Genomic DNA, 18689 nt, shown 5'->3' on the forward strand with positions numbered 1-18689 from the left:
CGCTCAGCGTGCCCCTGAGCCCCACCGCCGTAACGGACAGTGGGGCTCGACACTCCGCCCCGCGCGGCCCGACGGGCACGTCACCAGGGCGAGGGACTGAAAGTCGCATGAAAGGTGGCTCGGGGGCGGCTTCGAGGGGGATTACCTCCCGCCGGCGACCCTCAGGACCGTCCCCGTGGTGTACGAGGCGTCCGGCGACAGCAGCCAGGCGACGGCGGCGGCGATCTCGTACGGCTGGCCGGGGCGGCGGAGCGGGATCTCGGGGGCGGCCTTGGCCGGGCGGTCGGGATCGCCCATCGTGGCGTGCATCTCGGTTTCGATGACGCCGGGGGCGACGCCGTTGACCCTGATGCCGGCCGGGCCGAGTTCCTTGGCCAGACCGACGGTCAGCGCGTCGGTGGCCGCCTTGGTCGCCGCGTAGTGGACGTACTCGCCGGGGCTGCCCAGGGTGGCCGCCGCCGAGGAGACGTTGACGATGGCGCCGGTGCCGAGGGCGGTCATGTCCTGGGCGGCCCGGCGGCAACAGAGCAGATAGCCCATGAGGTTGACGTCGACCACCCGCCGCAGGTCCTCGGTGCGGACGTCGGCGAAGCGCCCGAGCGGGCCTGTGACCCCGGCGTTGTTGACCAGGCCGGTCACCGGCCCGAGTTCGGTCACCGCCGTGTCGAACAGCCGCTCCACGTCCGCCTCGTCGGACGTGTCCGCCCGTACGGCCACACAGCGCGCCCCCGCCGCCCGCACGGCGCCCGCGACCCGCTCGGCCGCCGCACCGTCGCTGACGTACCCCAGGGCCAGGTCATGTCCGTCGCCCGCCAGCCGGACACATGTCGCGGCGCCGATTCCCCGACTGCCGCCGGTGACGATGGTGACCGGACGTGACATGCGCTCTCCTTGTTGGGTGCGTACGGTCGTCAGGAGGGCGAGGGCCCGGACGAGGGCGAGGGCCCGGATGAGGGCAGGGACGAGGACGAGGGCAGGGGCGAAGACGGGCGTGAGGGCGGAAGACGGCGGATCCGGTTCAGACGTCCCGCCAGCAGGTCCTCGTGAGGGAGGACGAAGTCGCCGTTGGGCAGGGGGCGTTCGCCGAAGTAGGTGCCCATGACGGTGTCGGGGAGAAAACCGCGCAGCTCGTGGCGCATACGGGGCGGATAGCCGACGGGCTCGCCCCAGCCGGGCGGTGCCTCATCGGTTCCGTACAGCACCCAGTGATCGGCGGACACCTTGCCCTTGAGGTCCGGTGGCTCTCCGGTGTGACAGTCCAGGGCGGGCAGGATCAGCCGGTCGGGGAACATGGGCTCGTACCACATGAGCAGCGGCTTCGCCTGTTCCGCTTCGGCGTTGTCGAAGCAGCACACCGCGATGGGGTACCCCGGGTAGTGATCGGCGTAGAACTCCAGCAGCGGGGGATCGAGACGGGGACGCCGGTGCGGCGGGACCCGCGCGAGGGCGGCGGGCAGCAGGGTCGGGTCGGTGGCGAGGAGCACGGTGTAGATGTCGTGGTCGAACATTTCGACCCGTTCGCCGTCGTCCCAGCCCATCCACGCGATGTCCGACCGCGTACCGGCGGCAACGGGTCGTACGGCCTCGACCATACGGTGCAGCACATCCGAACTGCGCCCCACCGAAAGGAAGTTCGCCCTGCTCATCCGCCGCGCCGGGAGATGGAGCAGCATGGCGTTGGGACCGTCGGCGAGATTCACCGCGGTGTTCTGATAGCCCAGCACATGGACCAGCCCATGCACGTCATGGCGCAGCCGCCCGGCATACAGGGTGGTGCCGGAGAACTGGGCCTGATCCATGGACACGCACATGAGCCCAAGCTAGCGCCGCCGCCCGCTGATCCGCGCGCGACTTTGTGTGTGGGTGGGCTGTGCGGGCGGGTGTGGGCGGGCGCGGCCGGGTGGGCTGTGCGGGCGGGCGCTCTCGGGTGTGTCGCGTCGGGTGCCGAGAGTAACCGGAAACGGTTCCTTCACCTGCGGAGCGCTGGCAGGAAACAGGTTCTGACTAATGTCCGCGCTCATGACACGGGGTCATGGCTGATCCGTCCCCACTCCTCCCACCGCTCCCGCGCGTGCGCCGTACGGACCGACCCCCGCGTGTACACCCGCGCACCCGCGCGTACCGCGCCTACGGCCGCGTACGACCGCGTACGGCCTGCCCGGCCGGTGACGAGCATCGCCCTGAACAGTCCACCTCACTCTCCCCAGGAGGCGCGGCATGAGCAGCGAGCCACAACTGATGGCGCCCGGCAGCGGTCAGGAGCCCCCGGCGCCGGAGGCGGGGACCGGTCCGGCGGGTCCCACGGGGTCGGCGGGGTCGGCCGCACCCGCCGGGTCCGCCGACCCCGCCGGGCCCGCCGCCAGCGAGACCCTGGAGGACTACACCCTCCGCTTCGCGCCCCGCAGTTACCGCCGCTGGACGCCCATGGTCGTGGCGACCACCGCGCTGGGCGGGATCGCGTACCTCGCCGACTTCTCCATCGGCGCCGGCATCGGCTTCACCCACGGCACCGGTAACGCGCTCGCCGCGATCGCTCTCGCGGCGGCCGTCATCTTCGTCACCGGCTTCCCGCTCGCGTACTACGGGGCCCGGTACAACATCGACCTGGACCTGATCACCCGGGGTTCCGGATTCGGCTACTACGGATCCGTACTGACCAGTGTCATCTTCGCCAGCTTCACCTTCATCTTCTTCGCCCTCGAAGGCTCGATCATGGCGCAGGGGCTGAAACTGGGGCTGGGCCTGCCCCTGTGGGCGGGCTATCTGGTCTCCACGGTCATGGTGATTCCCCTGGTCATCTACGGGATGAAGGCGCTCAGCAAGCTCCAGGTCTGGACGACGCCCATCTGGCTTCTGCTGATGGCGGGACCGCTCATCTACCTGATCGCCACCGACCCCGGCACGGTGGACCGCTGGCTCTCGTACGCGGGCACCGACGGCGAGGGGGCCGTCAACACGGCCTCGGTGCTGCTGGGCGCGGGCGTGTGCCTCTCGCTGATCGCGCAGATCGGTGAGCAGATCGACTACCTGCGCTTCATGCCGCCCAAGACCGAGGCGAACCGCCGTACCTGGTGGACGGCCGTGATCATGGCCGGTCCCGGCTGGGTGGTCCTCGGGGCGCTCAAGCAGGCCATGGGGGTGTTCCTCGCCGTCTACGTCCTCTCCGAGGTGGGACCGGCCGCCGCCACCGAGCCCATCCAGCAGTTCCGGGGCGCCTTCGACGCGATGATGCCGTCCTGGCTGGTCGTCCCGCTGGCGGTGGTCCTGGTCGTGATTAGCCAGATCAAGATCAACGTCACCAACGCCTACTCGGGCTCGCTCGCGTGGACCAACTCCGTCACACGCGTCACCAAGCACTATCCGGGCCGGATGGTCTTCGTCCTGGTCAATCTGCTGTTCGCGCTGATCCTGATGGAAGCGGACATGTTCAGCTTCCTCAACAGCATCCTGGGGTTCTACTCCAACTGCGCGATCGCCTGGGTCGTGACCGTCGCCACCGACATCATGGTCAACAAGTACCTGCTCAAACTCTCCCCGCTCGTACCGGAGTTCCGCAGGGGGATGCTGTACGCGGTCAACCCGGTCGGTGTCGTGGCCTTCACCGCCGCCTCGGGGCTGTCCATCGCCATGTACTTCCATGTCCTGGGCGACGCGCTGCAACCGTACTCGGCGGTCGCCGCCGCCCTGATCGCGTTCGTCCTCACCCCGCTGATGGCGATCGTCACCAAGGGCCGTTACTACCTGCGGCGCACCGACGACGGTATCGCCGAACCGCTGCTCGACGCCGACGGCAACCCGAGCGCGGTGCCGTACGAGTGCCACGTGTGCCACCAGGAGTTCGAACGCCCCGACGTGGCCGCCTGCCGTACGCATGACGCGATGGTCTGCTCACTGTGCCTCAGCACGGACAAGGCAGGCGTCCACCTGCTGCCCGCCGGGCTCGCGGACCGCGTCGCCTGATACACCACTGGCCGGCGGCACAGCTCGATGCCGTGTGCCGCCGGCTCAGTCAGGCTCAGCCGGTGGTCTTGGCCACGCCGATCGGGCAGGACACGCCCGTGCCGCCGATGCCGCAGTAGCCCGCCGGATTCTTGTCCAAATACTGCTGGTGGTAGGCCTCGGCCGGGTAGAAGGTGCGGCCCGTCGAGGGGAGGATCTCCGTGGTGATCGTGCCGTAGCCGGAGTCCTTCAGGACCTGCTGGTAGGCGTCGCGGGCGGTGTCCGCGGCTTTGGCCTGGGCGGGGGAGTGGGTGTAGATCGCGGAGCGGTACTGGGTGCCCACGTCATTGCCCTGGCGGAAGCCCTGGGTGGGGTTGTGGGACTCCCAGAAGAGCTTCAGCAGCTCGGCGTACGAGATCACCTTGGGGTCGTAGACCACGCGGACCGCTTCCGTGTGGCCCGTGAGGCCGGAGCAGACCTCTTCGTAGCTCGGATTCGGTGTCGTGCCGCCCTGGTAGCCGACGAGCGTCGTCCAGACGCCGTCCTTCTGCCAGAACGTGCGCTCGGCGCCCCAGAAACAGCCCATGCCGAAGTCGGCGACCTCCAGGCCCTCCGGGTACGGACCGAGCAGCGGGTTGCCGAGGACCGTGTGGCGGGAGGGCACCGGGAAATCGCGCTCGGGGCGGCCGGGCAGGGTCTGCTCCGGGGTGGGGAGCTCGGGGGTGCGGCGGGTCAGGAACATCTCAGGTCTCCTCGGCTGTGGGGTCCTGCTCTCTCAAACGTACCGGCCCCCTCGGACATTCCGTAAAGCCGTCCGAACCGGCCCCGTACCCGCCCCGCCCTGTACCCGCCCCGCTCCGCCCCGTACCCGCCCCGCTCCGCGCCCGACTCACCTCGACTTGCGGACCGCCTCCTCCCGGTGCGCCACATAGAACTCCTTGCCGTAGTAGCGCCACGGCAGCGCGTCCACATAGCCGTCCACCAGCCGGAACTGCTCCACCGCCGCCTCGTACCTGCGCTGCTTGACCAGGAAGTAGGCGAGCAGATGCCGCAGCTCCGGCAGGCGCGGATGGCTCTCGTCGGCCGCCGCCGCGTCGGCCAGGGCCGCGTCCACCAGCGCGGTCAGCTCCGGGCCGCTGTACGTCGACGGCTTCACCTGCTCGTCCAGGTGCGCCTCGAAGAAGGCGATCAGCGGGAACGCCGTCATCAGCGTCCCGGGCGCGGCGCCCTCCGCCGCGCGCGCCGCGAATTCGCGGGCCTGCTCGTCCGAGCCGCGCCACTTCGCGCACCAGTACTGGAGGGCGCTGAAGTGGGCCTCGTAGTGGTGCGGGGCGCGGGCCGTCACCTCCGCCCAGAGCCGGTGCATCTCCTCGTCCGGATAGCCGAGGCCGAGCGCGGTCCAGATCTCGGTGAGATACGGGGTCGGGTCCTGCGGATTGAGCTCCGCGGCACGGGCCAGCTCGCCGCGCGAGCGGGTCAGCGTGCGGTGGAAGCCGTCGAACTGCTCGGAGCTCGTACGGGCGGCGCGGGCCGCGCCCCGCAGCTCCCACGCGAGGCTCACGGTGCTCCGGGCCCGGACGATGGCCGCGTCCGGATCGGCCGGGCGGTTCTTCTCCCAGGTGAGGAGCCAGCCGTCCTCCTTGGCCGCGACGGTACCGAGGTCGAACGCGTACATCGAGCGTCTCTCCCAGTCCGTACCGACGGCCGCGAGAAGCTCGGCGGCGGGCCGCCAGTCGCCGGACCGGACACCGGCGAGCGCGCGCAGCAGTTCGGGCGCGGGCGGTGCGCAGTGGTCGTCGTCCAGCTGTTCCACGGGCAGGAAGCCGAGTTCGGCGGAGCGTGCGGACGGTTTGACGGTGGCGGGCGCGACGGAGGAGCCCGCGCGGCGCGCCCTGAACCAGAAGTAGATGGCGATCGTCACAACGATCACGGGGAGCAGGCGGCCCATGGGAATCCGATCAAAGAAGAAATCAAAGAAGAAGAGGTGGGGACGGGGAGGGGGACTGCGACAGCTACGGGGATGAGGAACCAGGGGCGCGGAAGGACGACGGGGCGCGGAAGGACCGTGCCGCCGACGGACGCCTTGAGGCGCCTCAGGACGCCAGCAGCTTCCGCAGCGGCGCCGTGTCCGGCGCGTCCGCCACCGCCGCGTCCAGCGCCGCCGGCAGCGACTCCTCGTACCCCGTCGGCAGCAGCAGCCGCGCGGACTCCGTCCACGAGAGCTGCCAGTGCGCCCGGCCGCGCCGGATCAGGTCGCTCGTCACCAGGTGCGACAGGCCCCGGCGCAGCGCCGGGCGGGCGAATTCGCGCGCCACACGGCCCGTCGCCGCCCGCGCCTCCTCGGACTTCGGCAGCCGGTCGGCCACCTCCCACAGCGCGCCCCCGTCGATCACATCCAGCAGCGCGGACAGCGAGGACGAAGGGGAGGACGGGGACGGGGATGAGGACGGGGACGGGGACGGGGACGGGGATGAGGACGGGGAAGCGGACAGGGACGGCCGCGCCGCATCGGCGCCTGCCGCCACCGGCACCGCCACCACAGCCACCGCCTCCATCGCCTCCCGCAGCGGTTCCGCCAAGCGGTCCGCGTACACCGCCATCGACTCGTGCACGAGCTGCGGCCACTCCGCCCGCTGCATCGTCAGTGCCTCGGGCGTGAGCACCACCTGTTCGAGCGCGGCGAGGGCCTCCTCGGGGGAGCTCAGCAGGCCGAGCGACGGACGCGTCGGTTCCGAGGCGCGGCCGTCGTCGGGCAGCGCCTCGATCCTGGCGACCCGCTCGGCGATCGGCGGGTGCGAGTCGTACGGCGACGACGTCTCCGTCGGCAGCTCGCGCCGCATCGTGTCCAGCTCCTCATGGCGCGCGGCCAGCAGATGCCGGATACCGCCGAACACCTCGCCCCGGGGCGGCAGCAGCCCCGCGCCGACGCCGAGCGTCGCGTACGACCGCATGTAGAACTCGTGCGTGGCGTCGAGCACCGGGATCTCGCGCAGCGCCGAGGCCGTCGCGTCACGTCCCGCGATCCGGGCGGCGGCCAGATCGGCCGCCAGCTCCTGGCGGCGCGAACCCGACTCGGTGGCGCGGACGTAGAGCTTCGCGTACCCCGTGTAGAGCCTGGCCATCGTGCGGTAGGTGACGCCCGCGCCCCAGGTGTCGACCTCCTTGGCCTTCTTGCCCTTGGCCAGCGCCTTGGCCGCCTTCTTCTCCTGCCGCGCCCGCTCCTTGGCGGCGGTTTTCCCCGCCCGCTCCTCGAAGTGGGCGACGGTACGCAGCACTTGGAACCGGCCGCGTACGGTGATCGCCGCGAGCCGGGTGTCCGCGTTGCTGTAGTGGCCGAGTTCATGGGCGAGTACGGCCCGTAGCTGAGCCTCCGTCAGCCCGGCCATCAGCGGCAGCCCGAGGAAGAGCCGGCGCCTGCCGCCCACCAGGCCCAGGAACCGGGAGTCCTCGCTGACCGCCGCGTTCGTCTCGCCGACGAGGACGATCTCGTCGGGCGCGCGTGTGCCGACCTGCTCGGCGAGGGTACGTACGGTCGCCCAGAGCCGGGGCTCCCGCGCCTCCGTGACCGGCAGACCGGCGACGTCCTCGTTCTTCGGTGTACGGAGCAGGAACATGCCGCGGACGACCGGGATCGCGAGGAGCGCGGTGATGATGTAGAGCTTCCCGTACACGGAGGCCGGGGCCCAGAGCGTCGCGGTCCAGTCGATGGCGGCGAGGGCCCCGAGCAGGATGAGCCCGAACAGATAGAAGCCGGTCAGCAGGACGAGGGCGCGCAGCGCGCGCAGAGTTGCGCCCATCGGACAGATTCCCCCCACAGGAAAATGAGCATGACAGTGTTGCGTGGGGGGACCGGGAGTATGTCGCACCACAGGCCGGCGCGGCAAAGTGAATACGGCGGCGGTGAACGGCGGTGGACGGCGGTGAACGGCGGATGGCGCGGGGTGGACGGCAGGGGACGGCGGAGGACGCGGGACGGCCGGGGACGCGGCCCGCGCGAGGGGCGCTACCGCGGCAGCGTCGCCGGGTTTCCGCCGTTCGCCTCGTATCCCGCCACCGCCAGCGCCCGGTACACCGCGTACACCTGCGCCGGGTCTCCTTCGAGCGTCCACGGCAGCGCCCCGACATGCCCGTCCACCTGTACGAGCTGGTTCATCGTCTCCGCCCAGCGCTCCTGCCGTACGAGGAAGAGGATCAGCAGATGCCGTACATGCGCGAGCATCGGGTCGTCGGGCCGGGCCGCGTGCACCGCGAAGAGCGCGCCCTCGACCGCCTTGCCCACCACCGCGCTCCGGTAGAAGCCCTGCACCAGATTGACCTCGGGCAGATGCTCGTACACCGCGAACAGCGGCAGCGCCGCCAGCAGTGAGCCCCGCGGCGCGCGCGCCGCGGCCGTTGTCGCGAAGTGGTCGGCCTCCTCGCGCGAACCGTGCCACTTCTCGCACCAGTAGTGCAGCGCGGCGAGATGCGCGCCCATGTGCGCCGGGGCGCGGTCGATCACCTTCGCCCAGAGCTGGTCGAACCGCTCGTGCGGATAGGCGAGCCCGCGCGCCACGGCCAGCTCGGTGATGTACGGCACCGGGTCGCCGGGCGCCAGCAGGGCCGCCTCGCCGCAGACCGTACGGGCCTCCTCCAGGATGATCCGGAAGTCGTCGGTCCCGGCGGCCGAGGACCGCCAGGCCTGCTGCACCAGGAACTCCGCGTGCACCGCCGCGCCGCCCGCGTCCTTCGGCGCGTCGGAGCGCCAGGCCCGCAGCCAGGCCCCGCCGACGCCGGGCCGCCGCTGGAGCTCCAGCGAGGCCGCGCCGGCGAACGCCTGGACGCGCTGCCAGCGCACCTCGCCGTCCTTGCCGGTGCCCGCGAGCAACTGCGCGGCGGCCCGCCAGTCCTGGGTGTGCTGGACGACATCGAGTACGTCGAGGAGATCCTGGTCCGGGCCGGGCAGCCGGATGTCCAGCTCCTCCTGGAGCACGAAACCGTACGCGGCCGGATCGGCGGCGTCGGGCGAACCGGGGGCGACCTGGCGGATACCGCCGCGGCGGCGCATGACGTACGGGCCGATGACCGCGGCCAGCAGGCCCGTCGCGATCAGGAACCAGAGAATCTCCATGGCCCCATTGTCCCGGACGCCGCACGGCGCGTACCCCGCCCGGTGCGCACGCCGGTCCGGCCGCCCCCGGTCGCCCCCGGCCGACCGGGCCGCCTCCGGCCATCCGCCGCGCCGCCGCGTGTGCCCGGTACTCCGCGTCCGGCGCTACGCTCGGGCCTCATGAGCCACCAGCACCCCAGCGAGCAGTACCCCGGCGAGCGCGAGCACGAGTTCCAGCACGAGCACCATCGCTTCGAGACTCTCGCCATCCACGCGGGCAACACCGCCGACCCCCTCACCGGCGCGGTCGTGCCGCCGATCTACCAGGTCTCCACCTACAAGCAGGACGGAGTGGGCGGGCTGCGCGGCGGTTACGAGTACAGCCGCAGCGCCAACCCCACCCGTACCGCGCTGGAGGAGAACCTCGCGGCACTGGAGGGCGGCCGGCGCGGACTCGCCTTCGCGTCGGGTCTCGCGGCCGAGGACTGCCTCCTCCGTACGCTGCTGGCGCCCGGCGACCATGTCGTGATCCCGGACGACGCCTACGGCGGCACCTTCCGGCTCTTCGCGAAGGTCCTCTCGCGCTGGGGGGTGGACTTCTCGGTCGCCCACACCTCCGACCCGGCGGCGGTACGGGCCGCGCTCACGCCCCGTACGAAGGTCATCTGGGTCGAGACCCCGTCGAACCCGCTCCTCAACATCACCGACATCGCGGGTCTGGCCGGGATCGCGCGCTCGGCCGGGGCGAGGCTCGTCGTCGACAACACCTTCGCCAGTCCGTATCTCCAGCAGCCGCTGGCGCTGGGCGCGGATGTCGTCGTCCATTCGACGACCAAGTACATGGGCGGTCACTCGGACGTGGTGGGCGGCGCGCTGATCGTCGACGACACCGGGCTGGCGGACGAACTGATCTACCACCAGAACGCGATGGGCGCCGTCGCCGGGCCGTTCGACGCGTGGCTGGTGCTGCGGGGCATCAAGACGCTCGCCGTGCGGATGGACCGGCACTGCGAGAACGCGACGCGGATCGCGGAGATGCTCACCAAGCACCCCCGGGTCTCGAAGGTCCTCTACCCGGGCCTGCCGGACCACCCCGGCCACGAGGTCGCCGCCAAGCAGATGAAGGCGTTCGGCGGGATGATCTCCTTCCGGGTCGACGGCGGGGAGGAGGCGGCGGTGGCGGTCTGCGACCGCGCGAAGCTCTTCACGCTGGGCGAGTCCCTGGGCGGCGTCGAGTCGCTGATCGAGCACCCCGGCCGGATGACGCACGCGTCGGCGGCGGGCTCGGCGCTGGAGGTGCCGTCCGACCTGGTCAGGCTGTCGGTGGGCATCGAGTCGGGAGACGATCTGCTGGCCGACCTCCAGCAGGCGCTGGGCTAGGGCCTCTCGTTTGGATCTTGCTGGGCTCGCGTGCCCTGGCACCGCGCCTCGCGGCGTTGTCGTCGGTCGCCTACGCTCCGCGTGGGCTCCCTCCTCCGCCTTGCGATCCACGGCACCAGACCCCGCTCCCTCACCCAGCCAGATCCAAACGAAAGACCCTAGGCCGTGTTTCGAAAGGCCCTGCCCGAGCGGGGCCTTCCGTCCGGATCGGGCCGGACGTCCGGATCAGGCCGGAGCCCGGCGCGTTCCTGACGTCCGCCGCGCGCCGGGCGGCGGCTCAGCACACGGACCGTCACCCGGCCCACCGCGCGGACCGTCGGCCCACAGCGCGGCCCACGCCGCCCCTCACCCGGCCTACCACTCCAGCGGCGGGGTCGTCTCGACGGGCGGCACGGTCCACGGGTGGGCCACGGACGCCCAGACCGTGAAGACGACCACGGCGACGAACAGCAGCGTCCACAGCACCCGGTGCACGGCGCGGCGGCGGTGCAGCAGCCGTACGCCGAGTTCGGTGGCGCGCGGTACGAGATCGCCGGGCACGGCGGGCCGGCCCGCCTCCAGCATGCGCCGTACCTCGGCGGACTTGCGGTCGCCGTGCTCGTACCCGCTCATGACCGCGCCTCCCGCGATGGCACGGCCCCTCCGAGGGGACTCCCTCCGAGGGAACCCCCTGCGAGGGGACCGACCGCGCGGGGGCCGCCCACCGCGCGGGGGCCGGCCGCCGGGCGGGGGCCGGCCGCCGGGCGGCGGACGGTCTTCTGCCGCAACATTCTGATCGCGCGTGCGCAGATCGTGTGGACGCGCTCCACCGGGAGGCCGATCAGGGCCGCCGTCTGCTCCTCGGCCACGCCCTCGTACAGCCGCAGGACCAGTACGACCCGCTCCTGCGGCCCCAGCCGGGCCAGGAGACCCGCCGTGGGGCGGCGCCGGCGGGGGTGCCAGGCGGTGCGGGCGAAGCGGAGGGCGAGATCCTGGCGGGTGCGGTCGTACGGGTCCTCGCCGCGCAGCCGGTCCCAGTCCGCGTACGTACGGGCCAGCGCGGCGATCAGCAGACGCTGGGCGCGCGGCGCCGCGTCCGGGGGCTCGCCCGTGAGCAGCGCCGCCGCATGCAGCAGCCGGCCGCCCGCACCCGCGGCGAACGCCTCGAACTCCAGGGCGCGGCGGCGATCAGTGGCAGTCCGCCGCTCTCGCACGTCCTCAATAGACGCGCGTCGGCGGGCCACGGTCAAGAGTGCCTTTCGAGCACAGGCCGGTGATGAGCGGGTCGGTGATGAGCGGGCCGGTCATGAACGGGTCGGCCATGAGCGGGCGGCCATGAGAAGGCCGGCCACGATTCCCGGCCCCCGGGGCCGACCACGGGCGGGCGGGTCAATCGCCGCCCCCGACCGGTCAATCGCCGCCCTGGCCGGTCAAGTGCCGTTCCCGACCGGTCAAGTGCTGCCCTCGACCCGTCAAGTGCCGTCCCCGGGACGGGTTATGAGTCCCCGGCCGTGTCCCGGCCGTCCGCATCGCCCTCGCCCTCGCCCTGCGGCTGTCCGGCCGCCCGCGCCGACAGCGCCCCGTTGAACCGGGTCAGCAGTGTGGTGAAGGACTGCCGTTCGTCGGCCGTCCAGCCGCCCGTGACCTGCGCCATCAGTTCGCGCCGCGACGAGCGGACCTCCTCCAGCCTGGCCAGTCCGCGCGCCGAGAGCTGGAGCACGACCGCACGGCCGTCCTCCGGGTGCGAAGTACGTTTGACAAGGCCGGTGTCCACCAGCGGTGCCACCTGCCGGGTGACCGTGGAGGAGTCGATGCCCATGCCCGCGGCCAGGGCCTTGACACCCATCGGGCCCTCCTGGTCGAGCCGGTTGAGCAGCAGATACGCGGCGCGGTCCATGGAGTTGCGGACCTGGCCGACACCGCCGAGCCGGGTCTGTTCGGCCCGCCGGGCGAAGACGGCCACCTGGTGCTGGAGGGCGTCGAGGAGGCCGGCGTCACCCAAGGGTTCGGAGGCCATCTCCCGGGAGGCCGACGCAGCGGAAGTCATGTCCTGAATGGGGGGCATGGCTGGGGGCTCTCTGGTGCGGGGGTCGGTTGGTGGGGGACAGAGTACGCGTGGATGACCCCGCCCGTACCCGGGCTGCGCAAACCCATGGGCAGGGATTCACGGTCGGCGGTCGTGGACAGCCGCCGACCCGGTGAGCTGCGAGACTGGCATCCATGAGCTTCGGTACGTCGCGCCCCGTGCGTCCCCTGATCCTCGATGACATCAGAGGGGCACAGAAGATGCTCTCCGGCGTCGCGAGGACGACCGCGATGGAGGGCAGCAGATATCTGAGCCGGCTCGTCGGCGCCCCCGTCCATCTCAAGTGCGAGAACCTCCAGCGGACCGGTTCGTTCAAGCTGCGCGGCGCCTATGTGCGGATCGCGGGTCTCTCCCCCGAGGAGCGCGCGGCGGGTGTCGTCGCCGCCAGCGCGGGCAACCACGCCCAGGGCGTCGCGCTCGCCTCCACCCTTCTCGGCGTCCGGTCGACGGTGTTCATGCCGCTCGCGGCACCCCTGCCCAAGATCGCGGCCACCCGTGACTACGGCGCCGAGGTCCGGCTGCACGGACAGGTGGTGGACGAGACCCTGGCCGCCGCGCAGGAGTACGCCCGGGACACCGGCGCGGTCTTCATCCACCCCTTCGACCACCCGGACATCATCGCCGGACAGGGCACGGTCGGGCTGGAGATCCTGGAGCAGTGCCCCGAGGTACGGACGGTCGTCGTCGGGATCGGCGGCGGCGGGCTCGCCGCGGGGATCGCCCTCGCCGTGAAGTCCGTACGCCCCGAGGTGCGGGTGGTCGGGGTGCAGGCGGAGGGCGCCGCCGCGTATCCCCCCTCGCTGCGCGCGGGCCGGCCGATGTCGGTCGAGACCCCGCAGACGATGGCGGACGGCATCAAGGTGGGCCGCCCCGGCGACATACCGTTCCAGATCGTCCAGGAGCTGGTCGACGAGGTCCGCACGGTCTCCGAGGACGAGCTGTCGAGCGCGCTGCTGCTCTGTCTGGAACGGGCGAAGCTGGTCGTGGAGCCCGCGGGGGCGAGCTCTGTGGCCGCGCTGCTCGGCGATCCGGGGGCCTTCCGGGGACCGGTGGTGGCGGTGCTCTCCGGCGGCAATGTGGACCCGGTGCTGATGCAGCGCGTCCTGCGGCACGGGATGGCCGCCGCCGGGCGGTATCTGAGTCTGCGGGTACGGGTGACGGACCGGCCGGGCGCGCTCGCGACCATGCTCACCGTGCTGTCGGTGGCCGACGCCAATGTGCTCGATGTGAGCCATGTGCGGACCGATCCGCGGCTCGGGCTGGCGGAGGCGGACGTGGAGGTGCATCTGGAGACCAAGGGTCCGGAGCACTGCGCGCAGGTCGAGTCGGCGCTGCGGACGGCGGGTTACACCATCCTCTTGTGAGTCGCGATGTATCGCGTTAGTGTTCCGGTCCTGGCGTGCCACGACCGTACTTCAGTAATGCCCAGGCATGGGACGACCAGCGAACCTAAGCTCTGCATAAGCAGAAGCACCGACAGCGATCCACTGGAGAAACTTCATGCCAGGCGCCATCTACGCCGAAGGCCTGGTGAAGACCTTCGGCGATGTAAGGGCTCTGGACGGCGTCGATCTCGATGTTCCCGAAGGCACGGTCCTGGGGCTCCTCGGACCCAACGGCGCCGGAAAGACCACCGCCGTGCGGGTACTGACCACCCTGCTCCGGCCCGACAGCGGCAAGGCCGTGGTCGCGGGCATCGACGTCCTCAAGCACCCCAACGAAGTCCGCCGCTCCATCGGCCTCTCCGGCCAGTTCGCGGCGGTCGACGAGTATCTGACCGGCCGCGAGAACCTGCGGATGGTCGGCCAGCTCTACCAGATGAGTTCCCGGGCGGCGAAGGCGCGCGCGGACGAGCTGCTGGAGCGCTTCAATCTCTCCGAGGCGGCGGACCGCACCGCCAAGACCTACTCCGGCGGTATGCGCCGCCGGCTCGACCTCGCCGCCGCGCTCGTCGTCTCCCCGCCCGTGATGTTCATGGACGAACCGACGACCGGCCTCGACCCGCGCAACCGGCAGCAGCTCTGGGGCATCATCCAGGAGCTGGTGGCCGGCGGTACGACGCTGCTGCTCACCACGCAGTATCTGGAGGAGGCCGACCATCTGGCCCATGACATCTGTGTCGTGGACCACGGCCGGGTCATCGCCCGTGGCACCGCCGACCAGCTCAAGGCCCGTACGGGCGGTGAGCGCGTCGAGGTCGTCGTGCACGAGCGCGACCGGATCGACACCGCGCGCACGGTGCTCGCGGCATTCGGCAAGGGCGGCGAGACGGCGGTCACGGTCGACGAGCACACCCGCAAGCTGACGGTCCCGGTCACCGGCGGCGCCAAGCTGCTCGCCGAGGTCATCAGGGAGCTGGACTCCCGCGGGGTCGAGATCGACGACATCGGTCTGCGCCGCCCCACCCTCGACGACGTCTTCATCTCCCTGACCGGGCACGCGGCCGAGGACGGGGTGACCGACGGCGAGGAGAGCGCGGGCACCACCGGAACCGCGGGCACCGCGGGCGCCTCCGGCACCGGCAAGGCAGCCAAGGCCGCCAAGAGCGCCAAGAGCGTCAAGACCACGAAGGAGGCCGGGAAGTGACCGTCACCACGGAAGCCGCACCGACCGCGGCCCCCCGCCCGCGCGGCGGGATCGTCCAGTCGGCCACCGACTCGCTGGTCGTCGCCCGCCGCAATCTGATCCGGATGACCAGGATTCCCGAGGTCGTCCTCTTCGGGCTCATCCAGCCGATCATGTTCGTGGTGATGTTCAGCTATGTGTTCGGCGGCTCACTCCAGGTGGGCGGCACTGTCGACCCCGATGTCTACCGCAACTTCCTGATGGCCGGGATCTTCGCCCAGACCGTGACCTTCGCCACGGCGGGCGCGGGCGCCGGAATCGCCGACGACATGCACAAGGGCCTCATCGACCGGTTCCGCTCGCTGCCCATGGCGCGTGGCGCGGTCCTCACCGGCCGTACGCTCGCCGACCTGGTGCAGACCGCGCTCACCGTGGTGGTGCTCGCGGTCGTCGCCGTGCTCGTCGGCTGGCGCATCAACGAGGGGGTGCCGAAGGCGCTCGGCGCGTTCGGGCTGCTGCTCCTGCTCGGTTACGCCTTCTCCTGGATCGGCGCGCTGATCGGGCTGTCCGTCCGTACCCCGGAGGCCGCCACCTCGGGCGGGCTGATCTGGCTCTTCCCGGTGACCTTCATCTCGAACGCCTTCGTGGACACCAGCGGGATGACGGCGTGGCTGCGGCACATTGCCGAGTGGAATCCGTTCAGCGCGACGGTGCAGGCCTGCCGGGTGCTGTTCGGCAACCCGGGGGTCTCGGAGTCCACGGCCTGGCCCATGGAGCATCCGGTCCTGGCCTCGTTGATCTGGTCGGTCGTGATCATCGCGGTGTTCCGGACGCTGGCGGTACGGAAATACCGCTCGGCGACGGCCTGAGGGACCTGAGGGACCTGAGGTCCCTGCCGTCCGAGGCGACGCGTACGCCGTACGGAAACAGCCCCCGGCTCTCATGGGCCGGGGGCTGTTGTCGCGCTCGGGCCTGGTCTCGGGCCTGGTGCCTCAGCTCTGGCACCTCAGCTCTGGCACCTCAGCCCTGGCACCTCAGCCCTGGTACGGCTTGGCGTCCAGGATCTTCACGGAGGCCTTCTTGCCGTTGGGCAGTTCGTACTCCGCCGTGTCGCCGACCTTCTTGCCCTTGACACCGCTGCCCAGCGGGGACTGCGGCGAGTAGGTCTCGATCTCCGAGCTGGCGTACTCGCGGGAGGCCAGCAGGAAGTCCAGGGTGTCGTCGGGATCACCGTCGAAGGCGATCGTCACGACCATGCCGGGCTCGACGACGCCGTCGTCCGCGGGGGCCTCGCCGACCTTCGCGTTCTGCAGGAGCTGGGTGAGCTGGCGTACCCGGAGCTCCTGCTTGCCCTGCTCCTCCTTGGCCGCGTGGTACCCGCCGTTCTCCCGGAGGTCGCCCTCCTCACGGGCCGCCGCGATCTTCATGGCGATCTCGGTGCGGGCGGGACCAGACAGGTACTCCAGCTCGGCCTTGAGCTGGTTGTACGCCTCCTGGGTGAGCCAGGTGACGTTTTCGCTGGTCTGGGTCACAGGTGCTCCTCGTAGGTACCGGGAATACAAAGCAACGCCCTACCCAGAAGAATGTTTCCTTCTAGGTCGGGCGAAACCACGAGCCTAACAATTTCGTGGCGCGAGGGGGAGGACGAAAGCCATGAGAATTACGTCGACGCAGGTCAGCGCCGGGACTCACGCCGAGACGCGCGGCGGGTCCGATGCCCGGGGAGCCGGTACGAGCGGAGCCGGTCGCCACGGAGCCGGTCCGGCACGGAGCCCGTCCGCCACGGAATCCGTCCGGCACGGACTCGGTCCGACGCGGAAGTCGGTCCGCCACGGATCGGTCCGACGTGACGCGGAACTCAGTCCGACGTACAGTCCAGCAGCTCCGCGCTGGTCGCGGTCGCTGTCGTACGCACGGTGACGACCTCGTCGATCCTGGTCTCGCCGGGGCCGAAGCGCACGTCCTTGCGGCCCACCTCGGCGCCGCTCTCCGCGAGGGAGCGCAGCGTACAGCTGCCGCCGGCGTCCCGGTCCTTGCGGACCTCCAGATGGACCTCGACGGAGGTGGCGGAAACCACCTTGAACTTGATGAGCTCCCCGGAGACACTGCGATCGACCACATAGTGATAGCCGAACCAGCCGATCAGGGCGATCACCACGGCGCCGAGGACGGCGCCGATGATCCGCAGCCGGTGGTCCGCGTGCCCGTCCGCCGAGCGGCCGTAACGACCGGGGGGAAGCTGCTCGCGCACCACAGCCATGATCGTCCCTTTCCGCGTCGGGCGGCCGGAATTTCCGCCCCCGGGTATCCGTCACTATAGAAGCCGTCCGATGCGACGAATCACTGAGGATCGAGTCTTGACTGAGCAGCTACGGCTGATGGCCGTTCACGCCCACCCCGACGACGAGTCGAGCAAGGGCGCGGCCACCATGGCCAAGTACGTGTCCGAGGGGGTGGACGTGCTGGTCGTGACCTGCACGGGTGGCGAGCGCGGCTCCATCCTCAACCCCAAGCTCCAGGGTGACGCCTATATCGAGGAGCACATCCACGAGGTCCGTAAGAAGGAGATGGAGGAGGCGCGCCAGATCCTCGGCGTCGAGCAGGAGTGGCTGGGCTATGTCGACTCCGGGCTGCCCGAGGGCGATCCGCTGCCGCCGCTGCCCGAGGGCTGCTTCGCGCTGGTGGACGTCGACGAGGCGGCCGGCCGGCTGGTGCGGTCGATCCGCTCGTTCCGGCCGCAGGTCATCACGACGTACGACGAGAACGGCGGGTACCCGCACCCCGACCACATCATGACCCACAAGATCTCGGTGGTGGCGTTCGAGGCGGCGGCGGACAAGGAGAAGTACCCGGAGGACGAGTTCGGTCCGGTCTGGCAGCCGCAGAAGCTCTACTACAACCAGGGCTTCAACCGGCCGCGTACGGTCGCGCTGCACGAGGCGCTGCTGGCGCGCGGCCTTGAGTCGCCGTACGGGGACTGGCTCAAGCGCTGGCAGGAGTCCGAGCGCGACGAGCGGACGCTGACCACATACGTCCCGTGCGCGGACTTCTACGAGATCCGGGACAAGGCGCTGATCGCGCACGCCACGCAGATCGACCCCGACGGGGGCTGGTTCCGGGTGCCGATGGACGTCCAGCGTGAGGTCTGGCCGACCGAGGAGTACGAGCTGGCGAAGTCCTACGTCGATACGTCCCTCCCCGAGAGCGACCTCTTCGCGGGCGTCCGCGACAATGCCTGATATGTATGCGACCCAGGCAATGACGCACATGCTTCCGCTCGCCAAGGAGCTGGACGAGAACAAGGTGACGCCCGGTGTGCTCGGGTTCATCGTGTTCGCGGTGATGGCGGGCGGCGTGTGGCTGCTGATGAAGTCGATGAACCGGCACATGAGCATGGTCAACTTCGAGGAGACCCCGGAGCCGGAGAAGACCCCGGCCGCGGCTCCGCCGAAGGCGCCGCACGGCGAATAGCGCGTCTGCCGCCGACCGGCCGCCCCGAGCGGCGGCCGGCCCTCTCGACACCCGGGCGGGGGACGCCCGGGTCTCTTGACGCGCGACGCCGGACCCCCGGGTCTCCTGACGCGCGGGCGCCGGACGCCCGGGTCCCGTACGCGGGCCGTACGTACGCGACGTGCGGTCACGTCGGCCGTATGG

18 protein-coding genes are annotated in these 18689 nt (G+C 71.0%); 7 read left to right on the forward strand and 11 right to left on the reverse strand.

All coding sequences use genetic code 11. From position 1 onward, the window contains the following. Positions 1-141 precede the first annotated feature (141 nt). Together ACWGDX_RS10030 and ACWGDX_RS10035 are read right to left on the reverse strand one after the other, a co-directional pair. Positions 142-882: an SDR family NAD(P)-dependent oxidoreductase gene (locus ACWGDX_RS10030; protein WP_453624013.1), complete on the reverse strand. Its 741-nt coding sequence runs from the start codon at positions 880-882 to the stop codon at positions 142-144. A 29-nt stretch (positions 883-911) separates the two neighbouring features. Further along, positions 912-1811, reverse strand: coding sequence for a hypothetical protein (locus ACWGDX_RS10035; protein WP_453624015.1), 900 nt, complete (start codon positions 1809-1811; stop codon positions 912-914). A 406-nt stretch (positions 1812-2217) separates the two neighbouring features. Here ACWGDX_RS10035 and ACWGDX_RS10040 point away from each other — a divergent pair, with 406 nt between their 5' ends. After that, on the forward strand, positions 2218-3960 hold the full coding sequence (locus ACWGDX_RS10040) for a purine-cytosine permease family protein (RefSeq protein WP_453624017.1): 1743 nt from the start codon (positions 2218-2220) through the stop codon (positions 3958-3960). Positions 3961-4015: 55 nt separating this feature from the next. On the opposite strand, the gene msrA is transcribed toward ACWGDX_RS10040, so the two are convergent. The 4 genes from msrA to ACWGDX_RS10060 form a co-directional block, all read right to left on the reverse strand. Next, positions 4016-4681, reverse strand: a complete 666-nt coding sequence (msrA, locus tag ACWGDX_RS10045) for a peptide-methionine (S)-S-oxide reductase MsrA (protein ID WP_453624018.1) — start codon at positions 4679-4681, stop codon at positions 4016-4018. A gap of 147 nt (positions 4682-4828) precedes the next feature. Next, positions 4829-5869, reverse strand: coding sequence for a hypothetical protein (locus tag ACWGDX_RS10050; RefSeq protein ID WP_453624020.1), 1041 nt, complete (start codon positions 5867-5869; stop codon positions 4829-4831). 163 nt (positions 5870-6032) lie between these two features. Then, positions 6033-7736, reverse strand: coding sequence for a M48 family metalloprotease (locus ACWGDX_RS10055; RefSeq protein WP_453624022.1), 1704 nt, complete (start codon positions 7734-7736; stop codon positions 6033-6035). Positions 7737-7942: 206 nt separating this feature from the next. Beyond that, positions 7943-9046, reverse strand: coding sequence for a hypothetical protein (locus ACWGDX_RS10060; protein WP_453624023.1), 1104 nt, complete (start codon positions 9044-9046; stop codon positions 7943-7945). A gap of 159 nt (positions 9047-9205) precedes the next feature. Between ACWGDX_RS10060 and ACWGDX_RS10065 the strand changes: the two genes are divergently transcribed. Continuing rightward, positions 9206-10405: a cystathionine gamma-synthase gene (locus ACWGDX_RS10065; RefSeq protein ID WP_453624024.1), complete on the forward strand. Its 1200-nt coding sequence runs from the start codon at positions 9206-9208 to the stop codon at positions 10403-10405. A gap of 354 nt (positions 10406-10759) precedes the next feature. On the opposite strand, the gene ACWGDX_RS10070 is transcribed toward ACWGDX_RS10065, so the two are convergent. From ACWGDX_RS10070 to ACWGDX_RS10080, 3 genes are all read right to left on the reverse strand, one after another. After that, on the reverse strand, positions 10760-11017 hold the full coding sequence (locus ACWGDX_RS10070; RefSeq protein ID WP_453624026.1) for a hypothetical protein: 258 nt from the start codon (positions 11015-11017) through the stop codon (positions 10760-10762). Then, on the reverse strand, positions 11014-11598 hold the full coding sequence (locus ACWGDX_RS10075) for a sigma factor-like helix-turn-helix DNA-binding protein (protein ID WP_453624028.1): 585 nt from the start codon (positions 11596-11598) through the stop codon (positions 11014-11016). Before ACWGDX_RS10075 ends, ACWGDX_RS10070 begins: the two co-directional genes overlap by 4 nt. Before the next feature lie 281 nt (positions 11599-11879). Then, complete coding sequence (locus ACWGDX_RS10080) at positions 11880-12449, reverse strand: MarR family winged helix-turn-helix transcriptional regulator (RefSeq protein ID WP_453624030.1); 570 nt, start codon at positions 12447-12449, stop codon at positions 11880-11882. A 155-nt stretch (positions 12450-12604) separates the two neighbouring features. Here ACWGDX_RS10080 and ilvA point away from each other — a divergent pair, with 155 nt between their 5' ends. From ilvA to ACWGDX_RS10095, 3 genes are all read left to right on the forward strand, one after another. Further along, positions 12605-13834, forward strand: coding sequence for a threonine ammonia-lyase (gene ilvA, locus ACWGDX_RS10085; RefSeq protein WP_453624031.1), 1230 nt, complete (start codon positions 12605-12607; stop codon positions 13832-13834). A 136-nt stretch (positions 13835-13970) separates the two neighbouring features. Beyond that, positions 13971-15056, forward strand: a complete 1086-nt coding sequence (locus ACWGDX_RS10090) for an ATP-binding cassette domain-containing protein (protein WP_453624032.1) — start codon at positions 13971-13973, stop codon at positions 15054-15056. After that, positions 15053-15904, forward strand: a complete 852-nt coding sequence (locus ACWGDX_RS10095; protein ID WP_453624034.1) for an ABC transporter permease — start codon at positions 15053-15055, stop codon at positions 15902-15904. The genes ACWGDX_RS10090 and ACWGDX_RS10095 overlap by 4 nt, the downstream gene beginning before the upstream one ends. 165 nt (positions 15905-16069) lie before the next feature. On the opposite strand, the gene greA is transcribed toward ACWGDX_RS10095, so the two are convergent. Together greA and ACWGDX_RS10105 are read right to left on the reverse strand one after the other, a co-directional pair. Beyond that, positions 16070-16567 (reverse strand): transcription elongation factor GreA, encoded by a 498-nt coding sequence (greA, locus tag ACWGDX_RS10100; RefSeq protein ID WP_363081455.1) that lies wholly within the window; start codon positions 16565-16567, stop codon positions 16070-16072. A gap of 326 nt (positions 16568-16893) precedes the next feature. Continuing rightward, a complete protein-coding gene (locus tag ACWGDX_RS10105; protein WP_453624036.1) occupies positions 16894-17295 on the reverse strand; it encodes a DUF4307 domain-containing protein in 402 nt (133 codons plus the stop codon). Between the two features lie 97 nt (positions 17296-17392). Between ACWGDX_RS10105 and mca the strand changes: the two genes are divergently transcribed. Continuing rightward, positions 17393-18274: a mycothiol conjugate amidase Mca gene (gene mca / locus ACWGDX_RS10110; protein ID WP_453624038.1), complete on the forward strand. Its 882-nt coding sequence runs from the start codon at positions 17393-17395 to the stop codon at positions 18272-18274. Continuing rightward, positions 18267-18506: a hypothetical protein gene (locus ACWGDX_RS10115; protein ID WP_382853230.1), complete on the forward strand. Its 240-nt coding sequence runs from the start codon at positions 18267-18269 to the stop codon at positions 18504-18506. Before mca ends, ACWGDX_RS10115 begins: the two co-directional genes overlap by 8 nt. Positions 18507-18689 lie beyond the last annotated feature (183 nt).

This window comes from Streptomyces sp. NPDC055025, assembly GCF_053608565.1.

Excerpts from the sequence above, each read along its gene's own strand:
- ACWGDX_RS10030 (WP_453624013.1), bottom strand. The coding sequence starts at position 882 with ATGTCACGTCCGGTCACCATCGTCACCGGCGGCAGTCGGGGAATCGGC.
- ACWGDX_RS10035 (WP_453624015.1), bottom strand. The coding sequence starts at position 1,811 with ATGTGCGTGTCCATGGATCAGGCCCAGTTCTCCGGCACCACCCTGTAT.
- ACWGDX_RS10040 (WP_453624017.1), top strand. The coding sequence starts at position 2,218 with ATGAGCAGCGAGCCACAACTGATGGCGCCCGGCAGCGGTCAGGAGCCC.
- msrA (WP_453624018.1), bottom strand. The coding sequence starts at position 4,681 with ATGTTCCTGACCCGCCGCACCCCCGAGCTCCCCACCCCGGAGCAGACC.
- ACWGDX_RS10055 (WP_453624022.1), bottom strand. The coding sequence starts at position 7,736 with ATGGGCGCAACTCTGCGCGCGCTGCGCGCCCTCGTCCTGCTGACCGGC.
- ACWGDX_RS10060 (WP_453624023.1), bottom strand. The coding sequence starts at position 9,046 with ATGGAGATTCTCTGGTTCCTGATCGCGACGGGCCTGCTGGCCGCGGTC.
- ACWGDX_RS10065 (WP_453624024.1), top strand. The coding sequence starts at position 9,206 with ATGAGCCACCAGCACCCCAGCGAGCAGTACCCCGGCGAGCGCGAGCAC.
- ACWGDX_RS10070 (WP_453624026.1), bottom strand. The coding sequence starts at position 11,017 with ATGAGCGGGTACGAGCACGGCGACCGCAAGTCCGCCGAGGTACGGCGC.
- ACWGDX_RS10080 (WP_453624030.1), bottom strand. The coding sequence starts at position 12,449 with ATGCCCCCCATTCAGGACATGACTTCCGCTGCGTCGGCCTCCCGGGAG.
- ilvA (WP_453624031.1), top strand. The coding sequence starts at position 12,605 with ATGAGCTTCGGTACGTCGCGCCCCGTGCGTCCCCTGATCCTCGATGAC.
- ACWGDX_RS10090 (WP_453624032.1), top strand. The coding sequence starts at position 13,971 with ATGCCAGGCGCCATCTACGCCGAAGGCCTGGTGAAGACCTTCGGCGAT.
- ACWGDX_RS10105 (WP_453624036.1), bottom strand. The coding sequence starts at position 17,295 with ATGGCTGTGGTGCGCGAGCAGCTTCCCCCCGGTCGTTACGGCCGCTCG.
- ACWGDX_RS10115 (WP_382853230.1), top strand. The coding sequence starts at position 18,267 with ATGCCTGATATGTATGCGACCCAGGCAATGACGCACATGCTTCCGCTC.